Source organism: Streptococcus sp. NPS 308 (genome assembly GCF_002355895.1).
Classification (GTDB): Bacteria; Bacillota; Bacilli; order Lactobacillales; family Streptococcaceae; genus Streptococcus.
The window spans coordinates 1,163,491-1,185,773 of sequence record NZ_AP017652.1 but is presented as its reverse complement, the minus strand read 5'-3'; the positions used below and the strand labels follow the sequence as shown (position 1 = coordinate 1,185,773).

The 22,283-nt window shown below is 40.4% G+C and carries 24 protein-coding genes and 1 pseudogene; 23 read left to right on the top strand and 2 right to left on the bottom strand.

The genetic code is table 11. From position 1 onward, the window contains the following. Positions 1-21 precede the first annotated feature (21 nt). From SNAG_RS06150 to SNAG_RS06105, 11 genes are all read left to right on the top strand, one after another. Positions 22-762 carry a hypothetical protein gene (locus SNAG_RS06150; RefSeq protein WP_096407564.1) on the top strand — a complete coding sequence of 247 codons (741 nt, stop codon included), beginning with the start codon at positions 22-24 and terminating at the stop codon, positions 760-762. A 289-nt stretch (positions 763-1,051) separates the two neighbouring features. Continuing rightward, positions 1,052-1,372 carry a hypothetical protein gene (locus tag SNAG_RS06145; protein WP_096407562.1) on the top strand — a complete coding sequence of 107 codons (321 nt, stop codon included), beginning with the start codon at positions 1,052-1,054 and terminating at the stop codon, positions 1,370-1,372. Positions 1,373-1,420: 48 nt separating this feature from the next. Beyond that, positions 1,421-1,975, top strand: a complete 555-nt coding sequence (locus tag SNAG_RS06140; protein ID WP_096407560.1) for a DUF4304 domain-containing protein — start codon at positions 1,421-1,423, stop codon at positions 1,973-1,975. A 152-nt stretch (positions 1,976-2,127) separates the two neighbouring features. Beyond that, positions 2,128-2,268, top strand: coding sequence for a hypothetical protein (locus tag SNAG_RS09770; RefSeq protein WP_157740118.1), 141 nt, complete (start codon positions 2,128-2,130; stop codon positions 2,266-2,268). 29 nt (positions 2,269-2,297) lie between these two features. After that, a complete protein-coding gene (locus SNAG_RS06135; protein WP_096407558.1) occupies positions 2,298-3,227 on the top strand; it encodes a hypothetical protein in 930 nt (309 codons plus the stop codon). A 135-nt stretch (positions 3,228-3,362) separates the two neighbouring features. Next, positions 3,363-3,917 carry a DUF4304 domain-containing protein gene (locus SNAG_RS06130; RefSeq protein ID WP_096407556.1) on the top strand — a complete coding sequence of 185 codons (555 nt, stop codon included), beginning with the start codon at positions 3,363-3,365 and terminating at the stop codon, positions 3,915-3,917. A 118-nt stretch (positions 3,918-4,035) separates the two neighbouring features. Continuing rightward, positions 4,036-4,296 (top strand): hypothetical protein, encoded by a 261-nt coding sequence (locus tag SNAG_RS06125; RefSeq protein ID WP_231906657.1) that lies wholly within the window; start codon positions 4,036-4,038, stop codon positions 4,294-4,296. Between the two features lie 55 nt (positions 4,297-4,351). Further along, on the top strand, positions 4,352-4,792 hold the full coding sequence (locus SNAG_RS06120) for an ASCH domain-containing protein (RefSeq protein WP_096408864.1): 441 nt from the start codon (positions 4,352-4,354) through the stop codon (positions 4,790-4,792). Between the two features lie 121 nt (positions 4,793-4,913). Further along, on the top strand, positions 4,914-7,460 hold the full coding sequence (locus SNAG_RS06115) for a M1 family metallopeptidase (protein ID WP_096407552.1): 2,547 nt from the start codon (positions 4,914-4,916) through the stop codon (positions 7,458-7,460). Between the two features lie 110 nt (positions 7,461-7,570). Next, positions 7,571-8,245, top strand: a complete 675-nt coding sequence (ciaR, locus tag SNAG_RS06110) for a two-component system response regulator CiaR (protein ID WP_061453486.1) — start codon at positions 7,571-7,573, stop codon at positions 8,243-8,245. Continuing rightward, on the top strand, positions 8,235-9,572 hold the full coding sequence (locus SNAG_RS06105) for a sensor histidine kinase (RefSeq protein ID WP_096407550.1): 1,338 nt from the start codon (positions 8,235-8,237) through the stop codon (positions 9,570-9,572). The genes ciaR and SNAG_RS06105 overlap by 11 nt, the downstream gene beginning before the upstream one ends. Positions 9,573-9,636: 64 nt before the next feature. On the opposite strand, the gene SNAG_RS06100 is transcribed toward SNAG_RS06105, so the two are convergent. Continuing rightward, the gene (locus SNAG_RS06100; protein ID WP_096407548.1) at positions 9,637-9,921 is read right to left on the bottom strand and encodes a DUF3270 domain-containing protein; all 285 of its coding nucleotides are present in this window, start codon (positions 9,919-9,921) and stop codon (positions 9,637-9,639) included. 385 nt (positions 9,922-10,306) lie between these two features. Between SNAG_RS06100 and SNAG_RS06095 the strand changes: the two genes are divergently transcribed. The 9 genes and pseudogenes from SNAG_RS06095 to SNAG_RS06055 all read left to right on the top strand — a co-directional run bounded on the left by SNAG_RS06095 (position 10,307) and on the right by SNAG_RS06055 (position 18,510). Continuing rightward, entirely contained in the window at positions 10,307-11,362 is a 1,056-nt protein-coding gene (locus tag SNAG_RS06095; protein WP_096407546.1) for an ABC transporter permease, read from the top strand. A 13-nt stretch (positions 11,363-11,375) separates the two neighbouring features. After that, positions 11,376-12,056: an ABC transporter ATP-binding protein gene (locus SNAG_RS06090; RefSeq protein WP_096407544.1), complete on the top strand. Its 681-nt coding sequence runs from the start codon at positions 11,376-11,378 to the stop codon at positions 12,054-12,056. 126 nt (positions 12,057-12,182) lie between these two features. Continuing rightward, complete coding sequence (locus tag SNAG_RS06085) at positions 12,183-13,112, top strand: peptidase U32 family protein (RefSeq protein WP_096407542.1); 930 nt, start codon at positions 12,183-12,185, stop codon at positions 13,110-13,112. A 105-nt stretch (positions 13,113-13,217) separates the two neighbouring features. Then, positions 13,218-13,901 (top strand): ribose-5-phosphate isomerase RpiA, encoded by a 684-nt coding sequence (gene rpiA, locus SNAG_RS06080; RefSeq protein WP_096407539.1) that lies wholly within the window; start codon positions 13,218-13,220, stop codon positions 13,899-13,901. A 23-nt stretch (positions 13,902-13,924) separates the two neighbouring features. Continuing rightward, positions 13,925-15,136, top strand: a complete 1,212-nt coding sequence (locus tag SNAG_RS06075) for a phosphopentomutase (RefSeq protein WP_096407537.1) — start codon at positions 13,925-13,927, stop codon at positions 15,134-15,136. Between the two features lies 1 nt (position 15,137). After that, positions 15,138-15,693, top strand: a pseudogene (locus tag SNAG_RS06070) (DUF1697 domain-containing protein); the annotation flags it as partial. Continuing rightward, positions 15,694-16,503: a purine-nucleoside phosphorylase gene (locus tag SNAG_RS06065; RefSeq protein ID WP_096408861.1), complete on the top strand. Its 810-nt coding sequence runs from the start codon at positions 15,694-15,696 to the stop codon at positions 16,501-16,503. 420 nt (positions 16,504-16,923) lie between these two features. Beyond that, positions 16,924-17,634 carry a purine-nucleoside phosphorylase gene (gene deoD / locus SNAG_RS06060; RefSeq protein ID WP_096408858.1) on the top strand — a complete coding sequence of 237 codons (711 nt, stop codon included), beginning with the start codon at positions 16,924-16,926 and terminating at the stop codon, positions 17,632-17,634. Positions 17,635-17,778: 144 nt separating this feature from the next. After that, the gene (locus tag SNAG_RS06055) at positions 17,779-18,510 is read left to right on the top strand and encodes an NAD-dependent protein deacylase (protein ID WP_096407534.1); all 732 of its coding nucleotides are present in this window, start codon (positions 17,779-17,781) and stop codon (positions 18,508-18,510) included. Positions 18,511-18,710: 200 nt separating this feature from the next. Here SNAG_RS06055 and pavA read toward each other — a convergent pair whose 3' ends face one another. Further along, the gene (gene pavA, locus SNAG_RS06050) at positions 18,711-20,366 is read right to left on the bottom strand and encodes an Rqc2 family fibronectin-binding protein PavA (protein ID WP_096407532.1); all 1,656 of its coding nucleotides are present in this window, start codon (positions 20,364-20,366) and stop codon (positions 18,711-18,713) included. A gap of 104 nt (positions 20,367-20,470) precedes the next feature. On the opposite strand from pavA, the gene ybeY reads away from it, so the two are divergent. The 3 genes from ybeY to era are packed head-to-tail and all read left to right on the top strand — an operon-like array spanning position 20,471 to position 22,260. Continuing rightward, complete coding sequence (ybeY, locus tag SNAG_RS06045; protein WP_000275172.1) at positions 20,471-20,968, top strand: rRNA maturation RNase YbeY; 498 nt, start codon at positions 20,471-20,473, stop codon at positions 20,966-20,968. Next, on the top strand, positions 20,949-21,344 hold the full coding sequence (locus SNAG_RS06040) for a diacylglycerol kinase family protein (protein ID WP_096407529.1): 396 nt from the start codon (positions 20,949-20,951) through the stop codon (positions 21,342-21,344). The genes ybeY and SNAG_RS06040 overlap by 20 nt, the downstream gene beginning before the upstream one ends. Positions 21,345-21,360: 16 nt before the next feature. After that, a complete protein-coding gene (gene era / locus SNAG_RS06035) occupies positions 21,361-22,260 on the top strand; it encodes a GTPase Era (protein WP_096407527.1) in 900 nt (299 codons plus the stop codon). Positions 22,261-22,283: the final 23 nt, after the last annotated feature.

Sequence of the window (22,283 nt, the reverse complement as noted above, 5' to 3'; positions counted from 1 at the left end):
ATGAACGAAAAGAGGTCAAAGATGACTAGTATAGATAAATATTTAGAAATAATAAAAAAAGGAATTTCAGATAGAGAGGTTTTAATGGCAATGGAACCTCTGGCTAACATTGAAGACCTTGCTCCATTATTGGACGAAAAATTAACTTATAAAGAATTCATCGATATAAATCGGCTGTTAAGGCAAAAGTATATTGTTGAAAATCCAGAGGATATGTTGAAAGATGTAGATTTTAATCAGCTTTCTTTGCCAAGCAATACAAGGACGCTTTACTTGATGGGAAGTAAAAGTGATGTGATAGACTTTTCAAAATACGAACATGTAGAAAAGATTCTAGTAGTGGGAGCTAGAAGAGTAAGAAAGATTATCTTGCCTCAGAATGATTGTGTGAAAGCTCTAGGGATATCTTCTATGACAAATTTGGAAAGTATAGAGAATATTTCTATTCAGAAAGGTATGTGTTATCTACACTTTGATTTTGGTGTAAAGTTGCCGAACTTTAATTTTATTAGGGATTTAAATCAGCTGCTCTATCTTTCGTTTACGGCAAATAAAAACTTACCGGAATTGGATTTCATCCAGCCATTTAGTGAACTTCGTTTTTTAGATTTTGTCGATACCAATATTTTTAAATACGCATCTACAGTTAGCTACCTGAAGTATCTAAAACATCTTCGATTTTTAACAACAGGAAGAACGAATCAGAAGCAAAGGGAACTTCTTAGAAGCGAATTACCACATGTTTGCATGCGAGAGGGATAAAGCAAGAATGCTAGTTATCTATTTCCCTTTGAGTTTGAAGAATATTGAAATTTCATAACTTCGAGGTCGCGCATTTTAAGAGTAGTTGACAGCCTAACCCCAAGACTTAGCTGAGTGAGGATGGTCTATTTAAGGTTTATCACCCTTACCTGGGAAGAGTACTTACGCAGAATAACGGAAAAATAAGAAAGAATGGTCTGATAATTCAAAATGGTTAAACTTGTCTTTGTAATGTGATTATAAATCTAAATAGATCAGAAAGAAAAGCTTCTAAAAGGAGAAATAAGAGATGAAGAAAACTTACTTTGTTTATCGTGATAGTGAAGCCTTGGAAAGGCAAAGTGATGGAGTTGAGTTCTGTAAAATACCTGAGTTCTATGATAATCAGATCTATTTTTATTGTGATGAATATATGCTTTTTTGGACATCTATAGAAGATGTAGGTGATTTGAATAAAGCTAGAGATTTTAAACTAAAACACAACATAGTACCAGCAACACTAGAAGAGATTAGTAATGAAGGATTGATTAACTACGTTAATTTAGTGAAACAATACAATATTGAGAACGGGAAAGTTGTAGGGATAACCTATATCCATATAGATTCCTAGTAAACTGTAATAAAAACTCTCAAAACTTATGAAAGAGTAGGTAATATAATGAAGCATGCGAAAGAAATATTCTCAAAGTATGGTTACTCTCGACTCAATCGTACAAATAACTATTACAAGGTACAGAAAGATTTTTACACGGTCATCTATTTTCAACGAAAATCAGATGGGACTGCCTATTTCGTGAATATTGGCATTCATCCCCTCTTCCTGGACTCGGGACTGTTAGAAGAAGTGGATTGTGCTTTAAGGACTCGATTAGGTTTTATCGATAATAGAAATGGCATGGATCAAGCTGAATTGGAAAAGGCTGTGCGAGAGGCTATCGATTTTACTGCTCAGTTTTCATCGTATCCTACCGTATTTTCGAGCATAGATCCCGAGAAGGATCTTGAGAAGGATTGGTTGTTAAATCAATTCTCTATTACCAAAGTGAACTTATGCAGATTGTATGTTGAGTATTATGATTCAATCGATTCTAAGAAGCTTGCTTTAGATTTTGCAAACTATGGCTTATCCATTACACCTAAGGTTGCCTCTGTACCTAAAAACTTCTTTAAAACCTATATTCGTTCGGGAGAAATAATCAAAACTACTTATTAGGGTGGAATGAAAGGTCTGATTGACTGATCAACATTCTGATAAAAGGAAGAAATAGGAGAAAAGAAATGAATGTTAAAGAACTCATCGAAGAGGTTGAAAACAATGTTTCCTTAGCATTCTATGTCAGTCTTGAACCAAAAAGGAAATAAGAAATGAAAAATTATTTAATGGATGAAAGTATATTCAAGTATCCTGAATCTTTTAAAAAAATGATAGAACTCAATTTAGTTGATTTTGATATTTGGTATCTTTTAGATTCGGAATGGGCATTTCTCTGGTCAAGAAAAGATTAATATTTGAGATGAAATTTAACGAGGTCAATATGAATAAAACACTTTCAAATCAAAAAAGGAAATTAACAACCATTAAAAATCAAGTACTAAAGGCGAGAGATTTTGATCTTGAAAAAGCACAGCTTTTTACTACTAAAGCAATTTTAGAAGCATTAAAAGCAGGCAAAAAAAGCCTTGAGATAAATTGGGAGGAAAACGGGAAAACAGAAACCTACTCCTATAAACATGTACGGATGATTCATGCTATTCAACCATATACTTTGGTTTCTGAGTTTATTGAAAATAAGACATCTGAAACCTATCAATCTTTGCTAAATGGCTGTTTTTGTTCTGTAATGGCAGACATGGCTTCTGCTAAATATTTAGCTAAAGGCGGTTCAAACTTTGACACAGACATTTGTTTAAATATCTTATTTGCGATTGCCTATTTAGATTATACTTATGTAGAGTTTTTAATTGATAAATTAGTATATTTTAAAGAAGCCCAAGTTGAAAAAGGGAAGAAACCTATTTTCTTTTCGTCCAGTAGTTTATTGCCTTTAGCCGTTTTTCTTTATGGAAATGGACAGGGAGACAGGTTAGCAAGCTTGCTCGAAAATGCCTGTGATGCAAAATATAAACCTTTGGACTCTAATCCTTATGATAATGTGAATGATGCCTATAAACAGATTTTTGAAACCATTTTTTCAGATGATATGAATGTTTTTAGAGAAACGATTTTATCCATGTGTGATTATCATTTAGCGAACACCAAAGACAGTCATTTAGTAGAATTCAATACCTTATTATGGCAGTATTTCCCAATTGAAATCTTAGTTTTACTAAAAGAACGTCAGAAAAGAGGACTCTCCATAGATGAAATTAGCCATCCCTTGCTTGATGACTTTTTACCCTATTTCATGACTGAATTTCAGATATCAGAGCAAAATAAGATAATACTTGGAACAATCTTAGACTAGTTGTGTAGAATAGATGGAGATCGTCAATAACTCATGCAATCGCAAGGTATTATAGGAATCACCTATACCCATTTAGATTCCTAGGAAAATGCGATGAGGAACTCTCCACATTCTTTTAGAAATAGAGGTTAAGAAATGAAAGAGGCCAAAGAACTCTTCCTAAAAAATGGCTTTTCGCGACTAAAGCGAACCTATAACTATTATAAAATTAATCATGATTTTTATACGGTCATCTATTTTCAACGAAAATCAGATGGTAGTGCCTATTTCGTGAATGTTGGCCTTCATCCTCTCTTTCTGGAATCGGGACTTTTAGAAGAAGTGGATTGTGCTTTAAGAACTCGATTATGTTCTATCGATAATAGAAATGGCATGGATCAAGCTGAATTGGAAAAGGCTGTCCAAGAGGTCATCGATTTTACTGCTCAGTATTCATCATATCCAACCGTATTTTCGAGCATAGAACCCGAGAAGGATATTGATAAGGATTGGTTGTTAAAACAATTCTCTATCACCAAAGTGAACTTATGCAGATTGTATGTTGAGTATTATGATGCAATCGATTCTAAGAAGCTAGCTTTAGATTTTGCAAACTATGGCTTATCCATTACACCTAAGGTTGCCTCTGTACCTAAAAACTTCTTTAAAACCTATATTCGTTCGGGAGAAATAATCAAAACTACTTATTAGGGTGGAATGAAAGTACGGATTTACTGCTCAACATCCGGACGAAAGGGTATTCCAGTATCCTGAATCGTTTAAAAAATTGATCGAACTCAATTTAGTTGATTTTGATTGTTGGTATCTATTGGATTCAGAATGGGCCCTATCTTTGTATGAGGGATTGCAGGAAAGGTACCCGACAAGAAAGTTGATTCCATTTGCCAAAAGAGGGGATTGTGATGATACAGCTTGTTTTGAAATAGGAAAGGGCAATAAGGTCCAACTCATTCATGGTTTTGCTGCCGAAGGATGGGAGCAACGAAAAGAATTTAACGATTTTTGGGAATGGATAGAATATGCTGTAAAATGCATGATAGAGTATAACAAAGAGGATGGAATTGAGTAATCGCAAGCTCTTTTTTAGGGACGAAGTATCAGAATTACAAGGTAAGGAGCAACCCATGACACCGCAAGAAATGTGGAATGCATACAAGAAAATCAACCCCTCGATTGGAGATGAGATAGATGCCTGGGCTTTTGGAGTGGAAGCCGATCTCTTGGCAGATTTGGTTTTAAAAGGTGAAAAGACGGCAACTGCATCAGCCTATGATCTTTATGCAGTTGATAACGAACCCCTTCCACAAGAAGGGACCTTCGATGTTATTTTAGACAGTCAAAATCAGGCTGTCTGCATTGTCGAAATTACTAAGGTTTCCGTTCAGCCTTTCAATCAAGTTTCTGCTGAACATGCCTTTAAGGAAGGGGAAGGTGACAAATCCCTAGCCTATTGGCGTCAGGTTCATGAGGACTGTTTCGCCGAGTGGCTGAGAGAGGCAGGACTAACTTTTACGCCTGACAGCAAGGTTGTTTTAGAAGAATTTCGTAAAGTCTACCCACTGTAGACTGCTAGGAGAAAGAAAGTTTTGGAAATCACCGTCCAATCCTTTTTTCTTAAGCAAAACATGATATAATAAGTTTGTTTGAATAAGAGAAAAACTCTTAAACTTAGAATAGGAGAAAACTATGCAAGCAGTTGAACATTTTATTACGCAATTTGTTCCTGAACATTATGATTTATTCTTAGACTTGAGTCGTGAGACCAAGACCTTTTCTGGGAAGGTGACCATCACTGGTCAAGCCAAGAGTGAACGTATTTCCCTTCACCAAAAGGACTTGGAAATAGCTTCTGTAAAAGTTGCGGGTCAAGCTCGCCCATTTACAGTTGATCATGAAAATGAAGCCCTTCATGTCGAATTGGCTGAGGCTGGTCAAGTTGAATTAGTCATCGCTTTTTCAGGAAAAATCACAGATAACATGACAGGGATTTACCCTTCTTACTACACAGTGGATGGTGCCAAGAAGGAAGTCTTGTCTACGCAGTTCGAGAGCCACTTTGCGCGTGAAGCCTTCCCATGTGTGGATGAGCCAGAAGCCAAAGCAACCTTTGATCTCGCTCTTCGCTTTGACCAGGCAGAAGGTGAAGTTGCCTTGTCAAACATGCCTGAGATTGATGTGGAAAACCGCAAGGAAACAGGCATCTGGAAGTTCGAGACAACACCTCGCATGTCTTCTTACTTGTTGGCTTTTGTAGCTGGTGACTTGCAAGGGGTTACTGCTAAAACTAAAAATGGTACCCTCGTAGGTGTCTACTCGACCAAAGCACATCCACTATCAAACCTTGATTTCTCATTGGACATCGCCGTTCGTTCGATTGAGTTTTACGAAGATTACTACGGAGTTAAATATCCAATCCCTCAATCTCTTCATATCGCCCTCCCTGACTTCTCAGCGGGTGCAATGGAAAACTGGGGTCTGGTAACCTACCGTGAAGTATACTTGGTTGTGGATGAGAACTCAACCTTTGCTAGCCGTCAACAAGTTGCCCTAGTTGTAGCGCATGAGTTGGCTCACCAATGGTTTGGAAACCTCGTGACTATGAAATGGTGGGATGACCTTTGGCTCAATGAAAGCTTCGCTAACATGATGGAATACGTCTGTGTGGATGCCATCGAGCCAAGTTGGAATATTTTTGAAGATTTCCAAACAGGTGGTGTTCCAGCGGCACTTAAACGCGATGCGACGGATGGTGTTCAGTCTGTCCATGTTGAAGTTAAACACCCAGATGAAATCAATACCCTCTTTGACGGCGCTATCGTCTATGCCAAAGGAAGCCGTCTCATGCACATGCTTCGACGTTGGCTAGGAGATGCTGATTTCGCTAAAGGCTTGCATGCTTACTTTGAAAAGCACCAATATGGAAATACCATTGGTCGTGACCTTTGGAATGCTCTCGGACAAGCTTCAGGACGTGATGTTGCTGCCTTCATGGATTCTTGGTTGGAACAACCTGGTTATCCAGTTCTCACTGTCAAAGTTGAAAATGACGTCTTGAAGATTTCGCAAAAACAATTCTTTATCGGTGAGCACGAAGACAAGAACCGTCTCTGGGTTGTACCACTGAACAGCAACTGGAAAGGCTTGCCAGATACACTTGAAACTGAAAGTATCGAAATCCCTGGCTACGCCGCTCTTCTTGCTGAAAATGAAGGAGCTCTTCGTCTCAACACTGAAAATACTGCCCACTATATTACCGACTATCAAGGAAACTTATTAGAAGCTGTTCTTGCTGAGCTAGAGACACTTGATAACACAAGCAAACTGCAAATTGTTCAAGAACGTCGTTTGTTGGCTGAGGCAGGTCATATTTCTTATGCTGATTTGCTCCCAGTCCTTGATAAACTTGCTAAGGAAGAGTCTTACCTTGTTGTTTCAGCTGTTTCTCAAGTGATTGCTGCTCTTGAGCGCTTTATTGATGAAGGAACAGCAACTGAGAAAGCCTTTAACAGTCTGGTTGCTAAATTGGCTCGTCATAACTATGACCGTCTTGGTTTTGAAGCCAAAGATGGAGAATCAGATGAGGATGAATTGGTTCGTCAGTTGGCCGTTTCTATGATGATTCGTTCCAATGATGCAGAAGCTAGTCAACTTGCTAGCCAAATCTTTGCAGCTCACAAGGATAATCTTGCAGGCCTTCCAGCAGCCATCCGTGCTCAAGTTCTCATCAATGAGATGAAACACCATGAGACCAAGGATTTGGTCGCAACTTATCTGGACCTCTACACTCATGCGACAGATGCTGTCTTCAAACGTCAGCTGTCAGCGGCTCTTGCATACAGTACAGATGCCGACAATATCCAAACCCTGATTGGCTCATGGAAAGATAAATTTGTAGTGAAACCACAAGACCTTTCTTCATGGTACCTCCAATTCCTCGGACACAAAGCTACCCAAGAAACTGTTTGGGTTTGGGCGCGTGAAAACTGGGATTGGATCAAGGCAGCCCTTGGTGGAGATATGAGCTTTGATAGCTTTGTCATCTTCCCATCGCATATCTTTAAAACAGAGCAACGCTTGGCAGAATACAAGGCCTTCTTTGAGCCACAACTTTCTGACCTTGCTCTTAGCCGTAATATCAAGATGGGAATCAAGGATATCGCAGCGCGTGTTGACTTGATTAAGCGTGAGAAAGCAGCAGTTGAAGCTGTTGTAGCCCAATATGCTAAAGCTTAATTCATTCGAAATGTAAATAAAAAACTCAACTTTCTCTCTAAAAACAAGAGAGAGTTGAGTTTTTTTTAAGGCAATTTTGGTATAATAATCATAACAAGGAGGAGTTTCTGATGATAAAAATCTTATTAGTAGAAGATGACCTAGGTCTGTCAAACTCAGTATTTGACTTTTTAGATGATTTTGCAGATGTCATGCAGGTCTTTGATGGAGAAGAAGGTCTCTACGAAGCAGAAAGTGGCGTCTATGACTTGATTTTGCTTGACCTGATGTTGCCGGAAAAAAATGGTTTCCAAGTCTTGAAAGAGTTGCGAGAAAAAGGAATCACGACACCAGTCCTTATCATGACCGCCAAGGAAAGTTTGGATGACAAGGGACATGGTTTTGAGTTGGGAGCGGATGACTATCTCACCAAACCTTTCTACCTAGAAGAACTCAAAATGCGGATTCAAGCCCTTCTCAAGCGTTCAGGTAAGTTTAATGAAAACACCTTGACCTATGGGGATGTTATCGTCAATCTTTCAACGAATGAAGTAAAAGTGGAAGATACTCCTGTGGAACTGCTCGGAAAAGAGTTTGAGTTATTGGTTTACTTCCTTCAAAATCAAAATGTCATTCTTCCCAAGACACAGATTTTTGACCGTCTATGGGGATTTGATAGCGATACGACGATTTCCGTTGTAGAAGTCTATGTCTCAAAAGTTCGTAAGAAATTGAAGGGAACAGCATTTGCTGAAAATCTTCAAACCTTGCGTAGTGTCGGGTATATTTTAAAAGATGTTCAATAAATTAAAAAAAACATGGTACGCAGATGATTTCAGCTATTTCATTCGAAATTTCGGAGTGTTCACCTTGATTTTCTCTGCTATGACCTTGATTATCCTTCAGGTCATGCACTCGAGTCTCTATACTTCTGTAGATGAAAAACTACAAGCCCTTAGTAGTAGTCCTCAAGCGGTCATTCAGTTAGCCCTGAATCGGGCAACTGAGGAAGTCAAGGATATTCAAACAGCAACAGCGGATGCCAGCAAGGCTGAAATCAAGCCCAATGTTAGCTCCAATACAGAAGTTTTGCTTTTTGACAAGGATTTTAACCAACTCTTACTGGGCAATCGCTTTTTAGGCTTGGACAAGATCAAACTGGACAAGAAAGAGTTGAATCATATTCGGCAAATCCAAGTTTTCAACAGCTATGGTCAGGAAGAAACCTATCGAATGGTCTTGATGGAAACCAACTCTTCCACCGTATCAAGTAATGTCAAATATGCGGCGGTTCTAATCAATACCAGCCAGCTTGAGCAAATCAGCCAAAATCACGAGCATTTAATTGTTGTAGTCATGGCTAGTTTCTGGCTCCTGTCTTTAATTGCCAGTGTTTACCTGGCACGTGTCAGTGTCAAACCCTTGCTGGAAAGCATGCAAAAGCAGAAGTCCTTTGTTGAAAATGCTAGTCACGAACTGAGAACGCCTTTAGCCGTTTTACAAAATCGCTTAGAGAATCTCTTTCGAAAACCAGAGGCAACCATCATGGAATCCAGCGAAAGTATTGCTTCCAGTCTTGAAGAAGTTCGCAACATGCGTTTCCTTACGACCAATCTTCTCAACCTTGCACGTCGAGATGATGGAATCAAACCAGAAATAGCAGAAGTTTCTCCACAATTCTTTAAAACAACCTTTGCCAACTATGAGTTGATTGCCTATGAAAATGATCGTGTTTTCAACTATGAAAATCGAATTTATCGTCCATTCATGACCGATCAGTTGCTCCTAAAACAACTCATGACCATTTTATTTGACAATGCCATCAAGTATACCGAAGAAGATGGGAAAATTGAGTTTGTAGTCTATGCTACAGATCGCCACCTCTATCTTACAGTAACGGATAACGGAATTGGAATTTCAGCTGCTGACAAGAAGAAAATCTTTGACCGATTTTACCGTGTAGACAAGGCAAGAACTCGTCAGAAAGGTGGCTTTGGTTTGGGACTTTCTTTGGCTAAGCAGATTGTTGATGCCTTACGAGGAACGATTAGCGTAAAAGATAACAAACCTAGAGGAACAATTTTTGAAGTTAAGATTGCTATTCAATCTCCTTCAAAACGAAAGAATAAATAAAAAAGACAGTTATAAAACTGTCTTTTTAGATAACTAGAAAAGAGGTTGGTACCACTACCAACCTTTATTTTGAAAATTTTCGTTTCATTATCTTTCGTTGAAGTTGTAAAAGTGCGAAGCTTGTTGCCATAGCAGCGATAAATGATAAAGCTGTATTAAATTTTAAGGCTAAAAAGATAAAACTAAAGAGTGCCATAAAAATACAGAAACAAGCGATATTTACAAAAAATAAAATCTCTTTTAGGTTAGGGCCAACTGGGGCTTCAGGTGTGTAATCTTGGTAAAGCGGAGTTTGTTTTGATTCGGGAGCTTGTTCAAACTCATAAGCTTCTAGTTTTCTTGCGGACATGATTCTCTCCTTAACAGTACATAACTATTTTATCATTTTTTATGCAGAGAATTATTACAGAATTGTTACAAAACTACTAAAGTCTCTTATCAACTTCTAAGTCGCTCTCTTGACACCTACAAGGGAAAATGGTAGCATGGATGTTACACTTAAAACAGATGACCTAACCTTCTCTATTATAGATATACTGAGAAAGGAAAGGATAACTTATATAAATTGATAGCAAGCTGAGGCTTTTTCCTAAGATGATTTGTTGAGTTGCTACCTGGATACTTTTGTAGAGTATTGGTAGGAGTTGTTTTGAATGGATGGAAGGACAGAGATTCTGTCTATTGGTCTGGGTGGCTTTTAAACTACCTCTGGGGAAAAGTTAAAGGAGATAAGCATGTATCTTGCTATCAAAGAAATAGTACGAAACAAACTTCGATATAGTTTGATTCTAACTACCATTTTTCTTATCGCTTTTATGGTCTTTTTTATGACCAGTCTAGCTCTTGGTCTTGTGCGAAACAACCGAGCCGCTATTGATAATTGGCAAGCAACGGGTGTCGTTTTATCCGACTACGCAAATGATAATTTGACAGCATCTTTTATTCCTGAAAAGGACTACAAGAATAAGAGTTCTGAAGAGGCTGCTCCATTGGGCTATATGTTTGCTGTAACCAATCTAGTCGATGGTAGTGAAAAGGTCAATGTTTCCATCTTTGCTCTAGACTGGGACGCTTTTATCTCTCCTAGTTTGACGGAGGGTCGTTATCCTGAAGGAGATGATGAGGTTGTCGTGGATCAGTCTTTTGAGAACTATGGGATGAAGCTAGGTGATGCCATTCAGCTTAATGGAAGCGAGTCAGGTTACAAGATCGTAGGCTTGACTCAAGGAAATAAATTTTTCACTGAGCCTGTTGTCTTTACGAGTCTGGCAACTTATTGGACCTTACAAGGAACCTTGAAAGCCAATCGTTCTATCTCTGCCTTGGTATTGAAAAATGACATAGAAGTGGCTGGGTATGGTCTGAAACAGATTTCCATTCCAAAAATGATATCGAAAATTCCTGGCTACACACCTCAGGTGAATGTATTTTCAGGAATGATTCTTGCTATGATTGTTATCACAGGCTTGATTGTGGGGATTTTTGTTTATATCATTACCATCCAAAAACTAGGTCTTTATGGAATAATGCGAGCTCAAGGGATACAGATCAAAACCATTGTATGGTCTCTGTTCTGTCAAATCTTCCTCCTAGCTGGTATGGGGATTGCTTTAGCCCTGCTGGCAATCGGAGGAGTGATTTCAGTCTTACCAGCTACCTTTTTTTTCTATCCAAGTTGGATAGCCTACTCGGTCCTAAGTTTGGTAATTTCCTTGATGGCCCTTCTAGGTGGTGTCATTTCACTTCCACGCTTGCTAAAGGTGGACCCGATTACTGCGATTGCAGAGTGATAAGGAGAATAGTATGACAGCATTGATTGAAATGACTCAAGTGACAAAAACCTACGGGGAAGGAAAGATGAAAGTTGTAGCCCTGCATGAGACGAATTTTCAGCTAAATGTGGGAGAGTTCGTAGCTATCGTTGGGCCTTCTGGCTCTGGTAAGACAACGTTTCTAACAACTCTTGGACAACTTCAGGAAGCATCGAGTGGAAAGATTCTAGTCAAGGGGAAGGAAACAAGCAGTTTAACGGAGAAGGAAAAAACAGATCTCCGTTTTAGAGAGTTTGGTTTCATTCTTCAGGCTTCAAACCTAATTCCTTTTCTAACGGTCAAAGAACAGCTGGATTTGATTGACAGACTGGATAAGGGAGAAAATAGTAAAAGTGACCGAAAAGAGCTCTTTGAGTTGTTGGATTTGGAAAAAGTAAAAGATCATTATCCAAAGGCCCTATCGGGTGGCGAACGTCAACGTGCGGCAATAGCTAGAGCGCTCTATAACAATCCAAGCATCGTACTTGCAGATGAGCCAACGGCCAGTCTGGATACCCAGCGTGCCTACCAAGTAACGGAGATGTTGGCTGCCATTGCCCACGAACAAGGTAGAGGAGTTGTTATGATTACTCATGATACACGTCTTCTTGATAAGGTTGACCGTATTTATGTTATGAATGATGGACACCTAGTAGAAAAAATACATGCATAAAAAAGAAAGTGGACGGTTCTGGTTACTGTTCACTTTTTGATTGCAAACTTCAAAAATGACTTTGACTTTTTATAAAACTCTTAGTATTCATAGCTGATTTTTGAGAATTGTGGTATAATTTTCCTTATGGAAAAGATTATTATTACAGCAACTGCTGAAAGTATTGAACAAGTTGAACAGTTACTTGAAGCTGGCGTAGACCGTATCTATGTCGGTGAGAAAGATTTTGGACTCCGTTTGCCAACCACCTTTAGTTATGAAGAGTTACGCACCATCGCTAAGTTGGTTCATGAAGCAGGCAAGGAATTGATTGTCGCGGTTAATGCCCTCATGCACCAAGATATGATGGACCGTATCAAGCCCTTCCTAGACTTCTTGGAAGAAATCAAGACAGACTATATTACTGTTGGGGACGCTGGTGTCTTTTACGTGGTAAACCGTGATGGCTATTCCTTTAAGACCATCTACGATGCTTCAACTATGGTGACTAGCAGTCGTCAGATTAACTTCTGGGGTCAAAAGGCGGGTGCTTCTGAGGCGGTTTTGGCGCGTGAAATTCCATCTGCTGAGCTCTTCAAGATGCCAGAGATTTTGGAAATTCCTGCTGAAGTCTTGGTTTACGGTGCTAGTGTCATTCATCATTCTAAACGTCCGCTTTTACAAAACTATTATAACTTTACACATATCGATGATGAAAAGACACGTAAGCGTGACCTCTTCTTGGCTGAACCAAGTGATCCAGAGAGCCATTACTCCATCTTTGAAGATAATCATGGTACCCATATCTTTGCTAACAATGACCTTGATTTGATGACCAAATTGACAGAATTGGTAGAGCATGGTTTCACTCACTGGAAGCTAGAGGGGCTCTATACACCTGGTCAGAATTTTGTAGAAATTGCCAAACTCTTTATTCAAGCGCGTCGCTTGATCCAAGAGGGCAACTTTAGCCATGACCAAGCCTTCTTGTTAGATGAGGAAGTGCGCAAGTTACACCCTAAAAACCGTTTCCTTGATACAGGATTCTATGATTACGATCCTGATATGGTTAAATAGGACATAAAAACCCGAAATAAAAATGTTCGGGTTTTTCCAGTGTATCCATGAAATAAAAACGGATACATGTTATAATAAAAATAGCTCTTTAATGGAGGTGTTTGAGTGGAAAATCTGAAGAAAATGGCAGGTATCAAGGCTGCTGAGTTTGTCAAGGATGGCATGGTAGTTGGACTCGGTACTGGTTCTACTGCCTACTATTTCGTAGAAGAAATCGGTCGTCGGATTAAGGAAGAAGGTTTGCAGATTACTGCTGTAACGACTTCCAGTGTTACTAGTAAACAGGCAGAAGGTCTGAATATCCCGCTCAAGTCGATTGATCAAGTAGACTTTGTCGATGTGACGGTTGACGGGGCGGATGAAGTAGATAGCCAGTTCAACGGGATCAAAGGTGGTGGTGGTGCCCTTCTGATGGAGAAGGTTGTCGCAACGCCCTCAAAAGAATACATTTGGGTGGTTGACGAAAGCAAACTGGTAGAGAAACTAGGTGCTTTTAAATTGCCTGTAGAAGTGGTTCAGTATGGCGCAGAACAGGTCTTTCGTCGGTTTGAGCGAGCTGGCTACAAACCAAGTTTCCGTAAAAAAGACGGCCAACGTTTTGTGACCGATATGCAGAACTTTATCATTGACCTAGCCTTGGATGTCATTGAAGATCCAATTGCTTTCGGGCAAGAATTGGACCATGTCGTTGGTGTCGTAGAGCATGGTTTGTTCAACCAAATGGTGGATAAGGTCATCGTTGCTGGACGAGACGGGGTTCAGATTTTAACTTCAACAAAAGCAAACTAATCAACATAATAAGGAGATACACTATGTCAAAATTTAATCGTATTCACTTGGTGGTACTGGATTCTGTAGGAATCGGTGCTGCACCAGATGCCAATAACTTTGTCAATGCAGGAGTTCCAGATGGAGCTTCTGACACACTGGGACACATTTCAAAAACAGTTGGTTTGAATGTGCCAAACATGGCTAAAATCGGTCTAGGAAATATTCCTCGCGAAACACCGCTGAAGACTGTACCAGCAGAAAGCAATCCAACAGGATATGCAACAAAATTAGAAGAAGTGTCGCGTGGTAAGGATACTATGACAGGTCACTGGGAAATCATGGGACTCAACATTACCGATCCTTTCGATACTTTCTGGAACGGATTCCCAGAAGAAATCCTGACAAAAATCGAAGAATTTTCAGGACGCAAGGTCATTCGTGAAGCCAACAAACCTTACTCAGGTACGGCTGTTATCGATGATTTCGGACCACGTCAAATGGAAACTGGAGAGTTGATTATCTATACTTCAGCTGACCCTGTTTTGCAGATTGCTGCCCACGAAGACATCATTCCTTTGGATGAACTTTATCGTATTTGTGAATACGCTCGTTCGATTACCCTTGAGCGTCCTGCCCTTCTAGGCCGTATCATTGCCCGTCCGTATGTTGGTGAACCAGGTAACTTCACTCGTACAGCAAATCGTCGCGACTTGGCAGTATCTCCATTTGCACCTACTGTTTTGGATAAATTGAACGAAGCTGGCATCGATACTTACGCTGTTGGTAAGATCAACGATATCTTTAACGGTGCGGGTATCAACCACGACATGGGCCACAACAAGTCAAACAGCCACGGAATTGATACATTATTGAAGACCATGGGACTTGCTGAGTTTGAAAAAGGATTCTCCTTCACAAACTTAGTTGACTTTGATGCCCTTTACGGCCATCGTCGTAATGCTCATGGTTACCGTGATTGCTTGCATGAGTTTGATGAACGCTTGCCTGAAATTATCGCAGCTATGAGAGAGAACGACCTTCTCTTGATTACTGCTGACCATGGAAATGATCCAACATATGCAGGAACAGACCACACTCGTGAATATATCCCACTTTTAGCATACAGCCCTAGCTTTAAAGGAAATGGTCTCATTCCTGTCGGACATTTTGCAGATATCTCAGCGACAGTTGCGGATAACTTTGGTGTGGAAACTGCCATGATTGGGGAAAGTTTCTTAGATAAATTGGTGTAAGATGAAACGCTATGCTTTACTGGTAAGGGGCATTAATGTCGGTGGGAAAAATAAGGTTGTCATGGCGCAACTTCGTCAAGAACTGACAGAGTTGGGACTGGAAAAGGTTGAGACCTACATCAACAGTGGCAATATTTTCTTTACTTCTACAGCTCCCAAAGCCCAATTGGTTGAAAAGTTAAAGGCTTTCTTTGCAGTCCATTATCCATTTATTCAGAGCTTTTCTTTGCTTAGTCAGGAAGATTATGAAGAAGAGCTGAAGAATCTGCCTGAATGGTGGACCAAAGACCTGGCTCGAAAAGATGTGCTCTTCTACACGGAGAGCTTGGATGTGGATCAAGTGATCGAGAAAGTGAACAGTTTGGAACTGGAAGATGAAGTCGTTCATTTCGGAAAACTTGGTATTTTCTGGGGGAAATTCTCTGAAGAATCCTACTATGCAACTGCCTATCACAAAAACTTACTCAAGATGCCTTTCTACCGCCAAATCACCATTCGCAATGCTAAAACTTTTGACAAAATCGGTCAAATGCTAAAAAAATAATAAAGGAGACACAATGACATTTTTAGATAAGATCAAGGAAACAGCTGCTTTCCTGAAAGAAAAGGGTATCCTAGCGCCTGAATTCGGTTTAATCCTTGGATCAGGACTTGGAGAATTGGCAGAAGAAATCGAAAATCCAGTTGTAGTAGACTATGCAGATATTCCAAACTGGGGCCGCTCTACAGTAGTTGGTCATGCTGGTAAATTGGTATATGGTGACCTTGCAGGTCGCAAGGTCTTGGCTCTTCAAGGTCGTTTCCATTTCTACGAAGGAAATCCTCTGGAAGTTGTGACCTTCCCAGTACGTGTGATGAAGGTTCTTGGATGTGAGGGTGTCATTGTAACCAATGCAGCTGGTGGTATCGGATTTGGCCCAGGGACTTTGATGGCTATCTCAGACCATATCAACATGACAGGCCAAAATCCATTGATGGGTGAAAACTTGGATGATTTTGGTCCTCGTTTCCCAGATATGTCAAAAGCTTACACACCTGAATACCGTGTTACTGCCCATGAAGTGGCTAAAAAACTTGGTATCAAGCTTGATGAAGGTGTCTATATTGGTGTAACAGGTCCGACTTATGAAACCCCAGCAGAAATTCGTGCCTATAAGACTTTGGGAGCAGATGCAGTTGGTATGTCTACAGTTCCTGAAGTTATTGTTGCAGCTCACTCGGGCTTGAAAGTTCTCGGTATTTCATGTATCACTAACCATGCTGCAGGATTCCAAGAAGAACTCAACCACGAAGAAGTTGTAGAAGTGACTGAACGTGTCAAAGGCGACTTCAAAGGCTTGCTTAAAGCGATTATTGCAGAATTGTAATCAATACTTATCATAGAAAAGTTGAGTGAAGTGTTCAGATTTGAACACGAGCGGAAAGCTTTTCTAGAAATTCAGAAAGGAAGGGGAGTTCGGGTTTGAATTGAATTCGGACTGTTCTCTTCTATATCATAAAAATTAAGAAAGAAAGGAATTGAACTCACCCTAAAAGCAGTGAGAAAAAGACAGTTGGTCTAGCGAGCATCGCTCACTGCACCCAACTCCTATTTTCCCTTTGCTTTTTGACGGGTTTGGTATCTTTCTAAATATCAAATATAAATTAAAGAAAGGATGGGTAAACCGTATTTGCTGAACTGAATACGGGCGGAGAACTGTGTAAAAAAGATAAACTGTCTAACATCTGCGATGCTTCGTCAGTTTCCTATTTTTACTTTGTTCTCTGTCGCCCTTTATATCTTAACTATGTCTATCCATATTGCTGCTCAGCAGGGTGAAATTGCTGATAAAATTCTTCTTCCGGGGGATCCTCTTCGTGCTAAGTTTATTGCGGAGAATTTCCTTGAAGATGCTGTTTGTTTTAACGAAGTGCGTAACATGTTTGGCTTCACTGGTACTTACAAGGGTCACCGTGTATCTGTCATGGGAACTGGGATGGGGATGCCATCCATTTCTATCTATGCGCGTGAGTTGATTGTGGATTACGGTGTGAAGAAATTGATCCGTGTGGGAACTGCGGGTTCATTAAATGAAGATGTTCACGTTCGTGAATTGGTCTTGGCGCAAGCAGCTGCGACTAACTCAAACATCATCCGGAATGACTGGCCACAGTATGATTTTCCACAAATCGCTAGCTTTGATTTACTAGATAAGGCCTACCATATCGCCAAAGAACTCGGAATGACTACCCACGTTGGGAATGTTTTGTCATCAGATGTCTTTTACTCAAACTACTTTGAAAAGAACATCGAGCTTGGTAAATGGGGAGTCAAGGCTGTGGAAATGGAAGCAGCAGCTCTTTACTATCTTGCCGCCCAACACCACGTCGATGCACTTGCTATCATGACCATTTCTGATAGCTTGGTCAATCCAGATGAAGACACCACTGCAGAAGAACGCCAAAACACCTTCACCGATATGATGAAGGTCGGCTTGGAAACCTTGATTGCAGAGTAATCAGAGAATAGCTTTTCAATTACATTAGTTACAAGAACTGTTGTAAGTGATCTATTTTCAATATCTAAGCAATGATAAAGAAAGAGTTGAAAATCCAACTATTGATTTTCAACTTTTTTAGAACCCAGCTTAAGGAGAAATGTGATGGATAAAATTGAACAATTACAAGACTTGATAGATCAAAGCCAACGGATTGTTTTCTTTGGAGGGGCAGGAGTGTCAACCGAGTCTAATATCCCAGATTTTCGTAGTTCAGATGGTGTTTATAGTCATCAGTTAGGCCGTCATTTTACGGCAGAAGAACTTGTTTCTCGGACCATGTTTGAGCGCTACCCAGAAGATTTTTTTGACTTCTATAAGAAATACCTGATTTATCCAGAAGCCAAGCCTAATGCTGCTCATTACTACCTAGCTGCTTTGGAAAAAATTGGCAAGCTAAAGGCTGTTGTGACACAAAATATCGATAGTCTTCATGAAATGGCAGGCTCCCAAAAGGTCTTTAAATTGCATGGGAGTGCGGACCGCAACTACTGCCTAGGTTGTCATCGTTTCTATGATTTAACTGCCTTTCTAGCCCTCGAGGGACCTGTTCCCCACTGCTTAGACTGTGGCAAGGTGATCAAGCCTGACGTGACCTTGTATGAAGAATCACTTGACATGGATGTTTTTAGTCAAGCTGCACAAGCTATTCGGCAAGCAGACTTGCTGATTATTGGTGGGACTTCCTTGGTTGTTTATCCTGCAGCTAGCCTAGTAAACTATTTTTCTGGAACAAATCTGGTCCTTATCAATAAAACCAGTATTCCACAAGATAGCCAAGCTACATTGGTCATTGAAGGCAAGATTGGGGAAGTCTTTTCGAAATTGAGTCAATAAAAGGATTTTAGAAGATAGCAACAAAACCTTGTTACTTGAAAGTGAAAACTATCTCATTTATTGACCAAAATCTCGCTCTTTGAGAGTTATTAAAAACTGGCTGAGAAAATCAAAACACCTTCACAAATATGATGAAGGTTGGTTTGGAAACCTTGATTGCAGAGTAAATTTGTAATAGAAAATCCTGATTTCAAGTGAAATCAGGATTTTTTCATGGATGCGATTTTTTCGGGGTCTGGTGTGACACGGAGGGTCTTTTGTCCAGTATAAGTAACAAAACCGGGTTTTCCTCCTGTTGGTTTGTTGAGTTTCTTGACTTCAATCATATCCACTTGCACGAGATTTGATAAGCGCCCTTTGGAGAAGTAGGCAGCTAGCTCCGCAGCGTCCGTCTTAACTTCGTCAGAAGGATTGAGATTTCCTGAGATGACGACATGGCTTCCAGGAATGTCCTTGGCATGGAACCAAAGTTCCTCCTTGCGGGCCATTTTAAAGGTGAGCTCCTCGTTTTGTAGGTTGTTGCGTCCGACATAGATGATGGTCTTGCCATCGCTCGCCAGATATTGTTCTGGTTTTTTGCGCTTGTGGATTTTCTCTCGCTGTCTTCTACGGATAAAGCCTGTTTGGATCAATTCTTCACGGATTTCAGCGATTTCTTCCAGTCCAGCTTGATTGAGCACAGTCTCGACACTTTCTAGATAAAGAATGGTGGCCTTGGTTTCTTCAATCAGTTCAGTCAGGTATTTGACAGCTTCTTTGAGTTTCTGGTAGCGTTTAAAATAGCGTTGGGCATTCTGACTGGGAGTCAGGGCCTTATCAAGAGCAATGGTGATAGGTTGATTGGTGTAGTAGTTGTCCAAGGTAACCTGATCTTGGTCATTAGGTACTTGGTGAAGGAAGGTTGTCAACAATTCCCCTTTTTGGCGAAACTCCTCAGCGTTGTCTGTCGCCAGTAATTCTTTTTCTTGTTTTTTGAGTTTGTGGCGATTTTTTTGAAGTTCATTTTCAACGCGGCGAATGAGTTCGCTGGCCTGTTGTTTGACGCGATCGCGCTCGGCTTTGTCCTTATAGTAGGTATCCAAGAGCTCTGAAAGGCTGGTAAAAGGCTCTCCTACACTATTTTCGAAGGGAATTGGACTGAAGGAGGTCTCCGTTAGGTAAGGCTTGGTTTCTTGTGCGAAAAACTGACGGAAGGTAGAAAGTTTTTCACTAACCAGTATGCTTTCCAATTCATTTGCTGTATCGCGTCCCAGACCTTGAAAGAGGCTTTGAAGATTTTTAGTTGTTAATTCCTGTGTTTGCAGGATTTCAAAGAGTTTCTCATCCTTGGCTGTAAAAGGATTGAGAGATTCGGTACTTGGGGGAGCGATATAGGTCGATCCGGGGAGCAAGGTGCGGTAGCTATTTTGTGAAAAACCAACGTGTTTGATGACTTCGAGGATTTTATGGCTACTTTTATCCACGAGGAGAATATTGCTGTGTTTGCCCATGATTTCGATAATGAGAGTCGCCTGGATATGATCCCCAATCTCGTTTTTATTGGAAACCGTGATCTCCACGATGCGGTCATTTTCGATTTGCTCGATGGACTCAATTACGGCACCTTGTAAATACTTTCTCAAAACCATGATAAAGGTAGAAGGTTGGGCTGGATTTTCAAAGGTCGTTTGGGTCAGCTGAATGCGTCCAAAAACGGGATGAGCAGAAAGGAGCAGGCGATGACTTTGGCGATTGCTGCGGATTTGCAAGACCAATTCTTGTTCAAAAGGTTGATTGATTTTCTGGATGCGACCATTGACTAACTCTCTTCGCAATTCCTCAACCATGTGGTGTAAAAAAAATCCGTCAAATGACATCGTTCTCTCCTTGTGATTGTATTCCATAGTATTATATCAAAAAGGTAGAATAAAATCATGGAAATATGGTATAATAAAGCCAAGTAAAGAGAATCGAGAAGTACATGTATATTGAAATGGTAGATGAAACTGGTCAAGTTTCACAAGAAATCTTGCAACAAACCCAAGAGATTTTGGAATTTGCTGCCCAAAAAATAGGAAAAGAAGACAAGGAGATGGCAGTTACTTTTGTGACCAACGAGCGTAGCCACGAACTCAACCTCGAGTACCGTGATACAGATCGTCCGACAGATGTCATCAGCCTTGAATATAAACCGGAATTGGACATCTCCTTTGATGAGGAAGATCTGCTGGAAAACCCTGAATTAGCAGAAATGATGTCTGAGTTTGATGCCTATATTGGGGAACTTTTCATCTCTATCGATAAAGCGCATGAGCAGGCTGAGGAATATGGCCACAGCTTTGAGCGTGAGATGGGCTTCTTGGCAGTACACGGCTTTTTACATATCAACGGCTACGATCACTACACTCCGGAAGAAGAAGCGGAGATGTTCGGTTTACAAGAAGAAATTTTGACAGCCTATGGACTCACAAGACAATAAACGAAAATGGAAAAATCGTGACCTGATTTCTAGTTTAGAATTTGCCCTGACAGGCATTCTGACTGCTATCAAGGAAGAACGCAATATGCGAAAACATGCAGTAACGGCTCTAGTAGTTATCCTTGCAGGTTTTGTTTTTCAGGTATCACGGATCGAATGGCTCTTTCTCCTAATGAGCATTTTCTTGGTAGTAGCATTTGAAATTATTAACTCTGCTATTGAAAATGTGGTGGATCTAGCCAGTCACTATCACTTTTCTATGTTGGCAAAGAAAGCCAAGGACATGGCAGCAGGTGCCGTACTTGTGGTTTCTCTTCTTGCCGCGGTGATTGGTGCACTTATCTTTCTCCCACGCATTTGGGATATACTATTTTAAACACTAAGAGGAAATTATGACATTTAAATCAGGCTTTGTAGCTATTTTGGGACGTCCCAATGTTGGGAAGTCAACATTTTTAAATCACGTCATGGGGCAAAAGATTGCCATTATGAGTGACAAAGCGCAAACAACGCGCAATAAAATCATGGGGATTTACACCACGGATAAGGAACAAATCGTCTTTATCGACACGCCGGGGATTCACAAGCCTAAGACGGCTCTTGGAGATTTCATGGTGGAATCTGCCTACAGTACTCTGCGTGAAGTGGATACTGTTCTATTCATGGTGCCAGCTGATGAGCCACGTGGTAAGGGCGACGATATGATTATCGAGCGTCTGAAAGCTGCCAAGGTTCCTGTGATTCTGGTGGTGAATAAGATTGACAAGGTCCATCCAGATCAACTCTTGGCTCAGATTGATGATTTCCGAAATCAGATGGACTTTAAGGAAATTGTTCCTATCTCAGCCCTTCAGGGTAATAATGTTTCTCATCTAATCGATATTCTGAGTGAAAATCTAGAGGAAGGTTTCCAGTATTTCCCATCTGATCAAATCACAGACCATCCAGAGCGTTTCTTGGTTTCTGAAATGATCCGTGAGAAAGTCCTACACCTAACTAGAGAAGAGATTCCCCACTCAGTTGCAGTTGTGGTGGACTCTATGAAGCGTGATGAAGAGACCGACAAGGTTCATATCCGTGCAACCATCATGGTCGAGCGTGATAGTCAAAAAGGTATTATCATCGGTAAAGGTGGCGCCATGCTCAAGAAAATTGGGACCATGGCCCGTCGTGATATCGAACTCATGCTAGGGGACAAGGTTTTCCTAGAAACTTGGGTCAAGGTCAAGAAAAACTGGCGTGATAAAAAGCTAGATTTGGCTGACTTTGGTTATAATGAGAAAGAATACTAAGTAGAGGTGGGCGCATGCCTGCT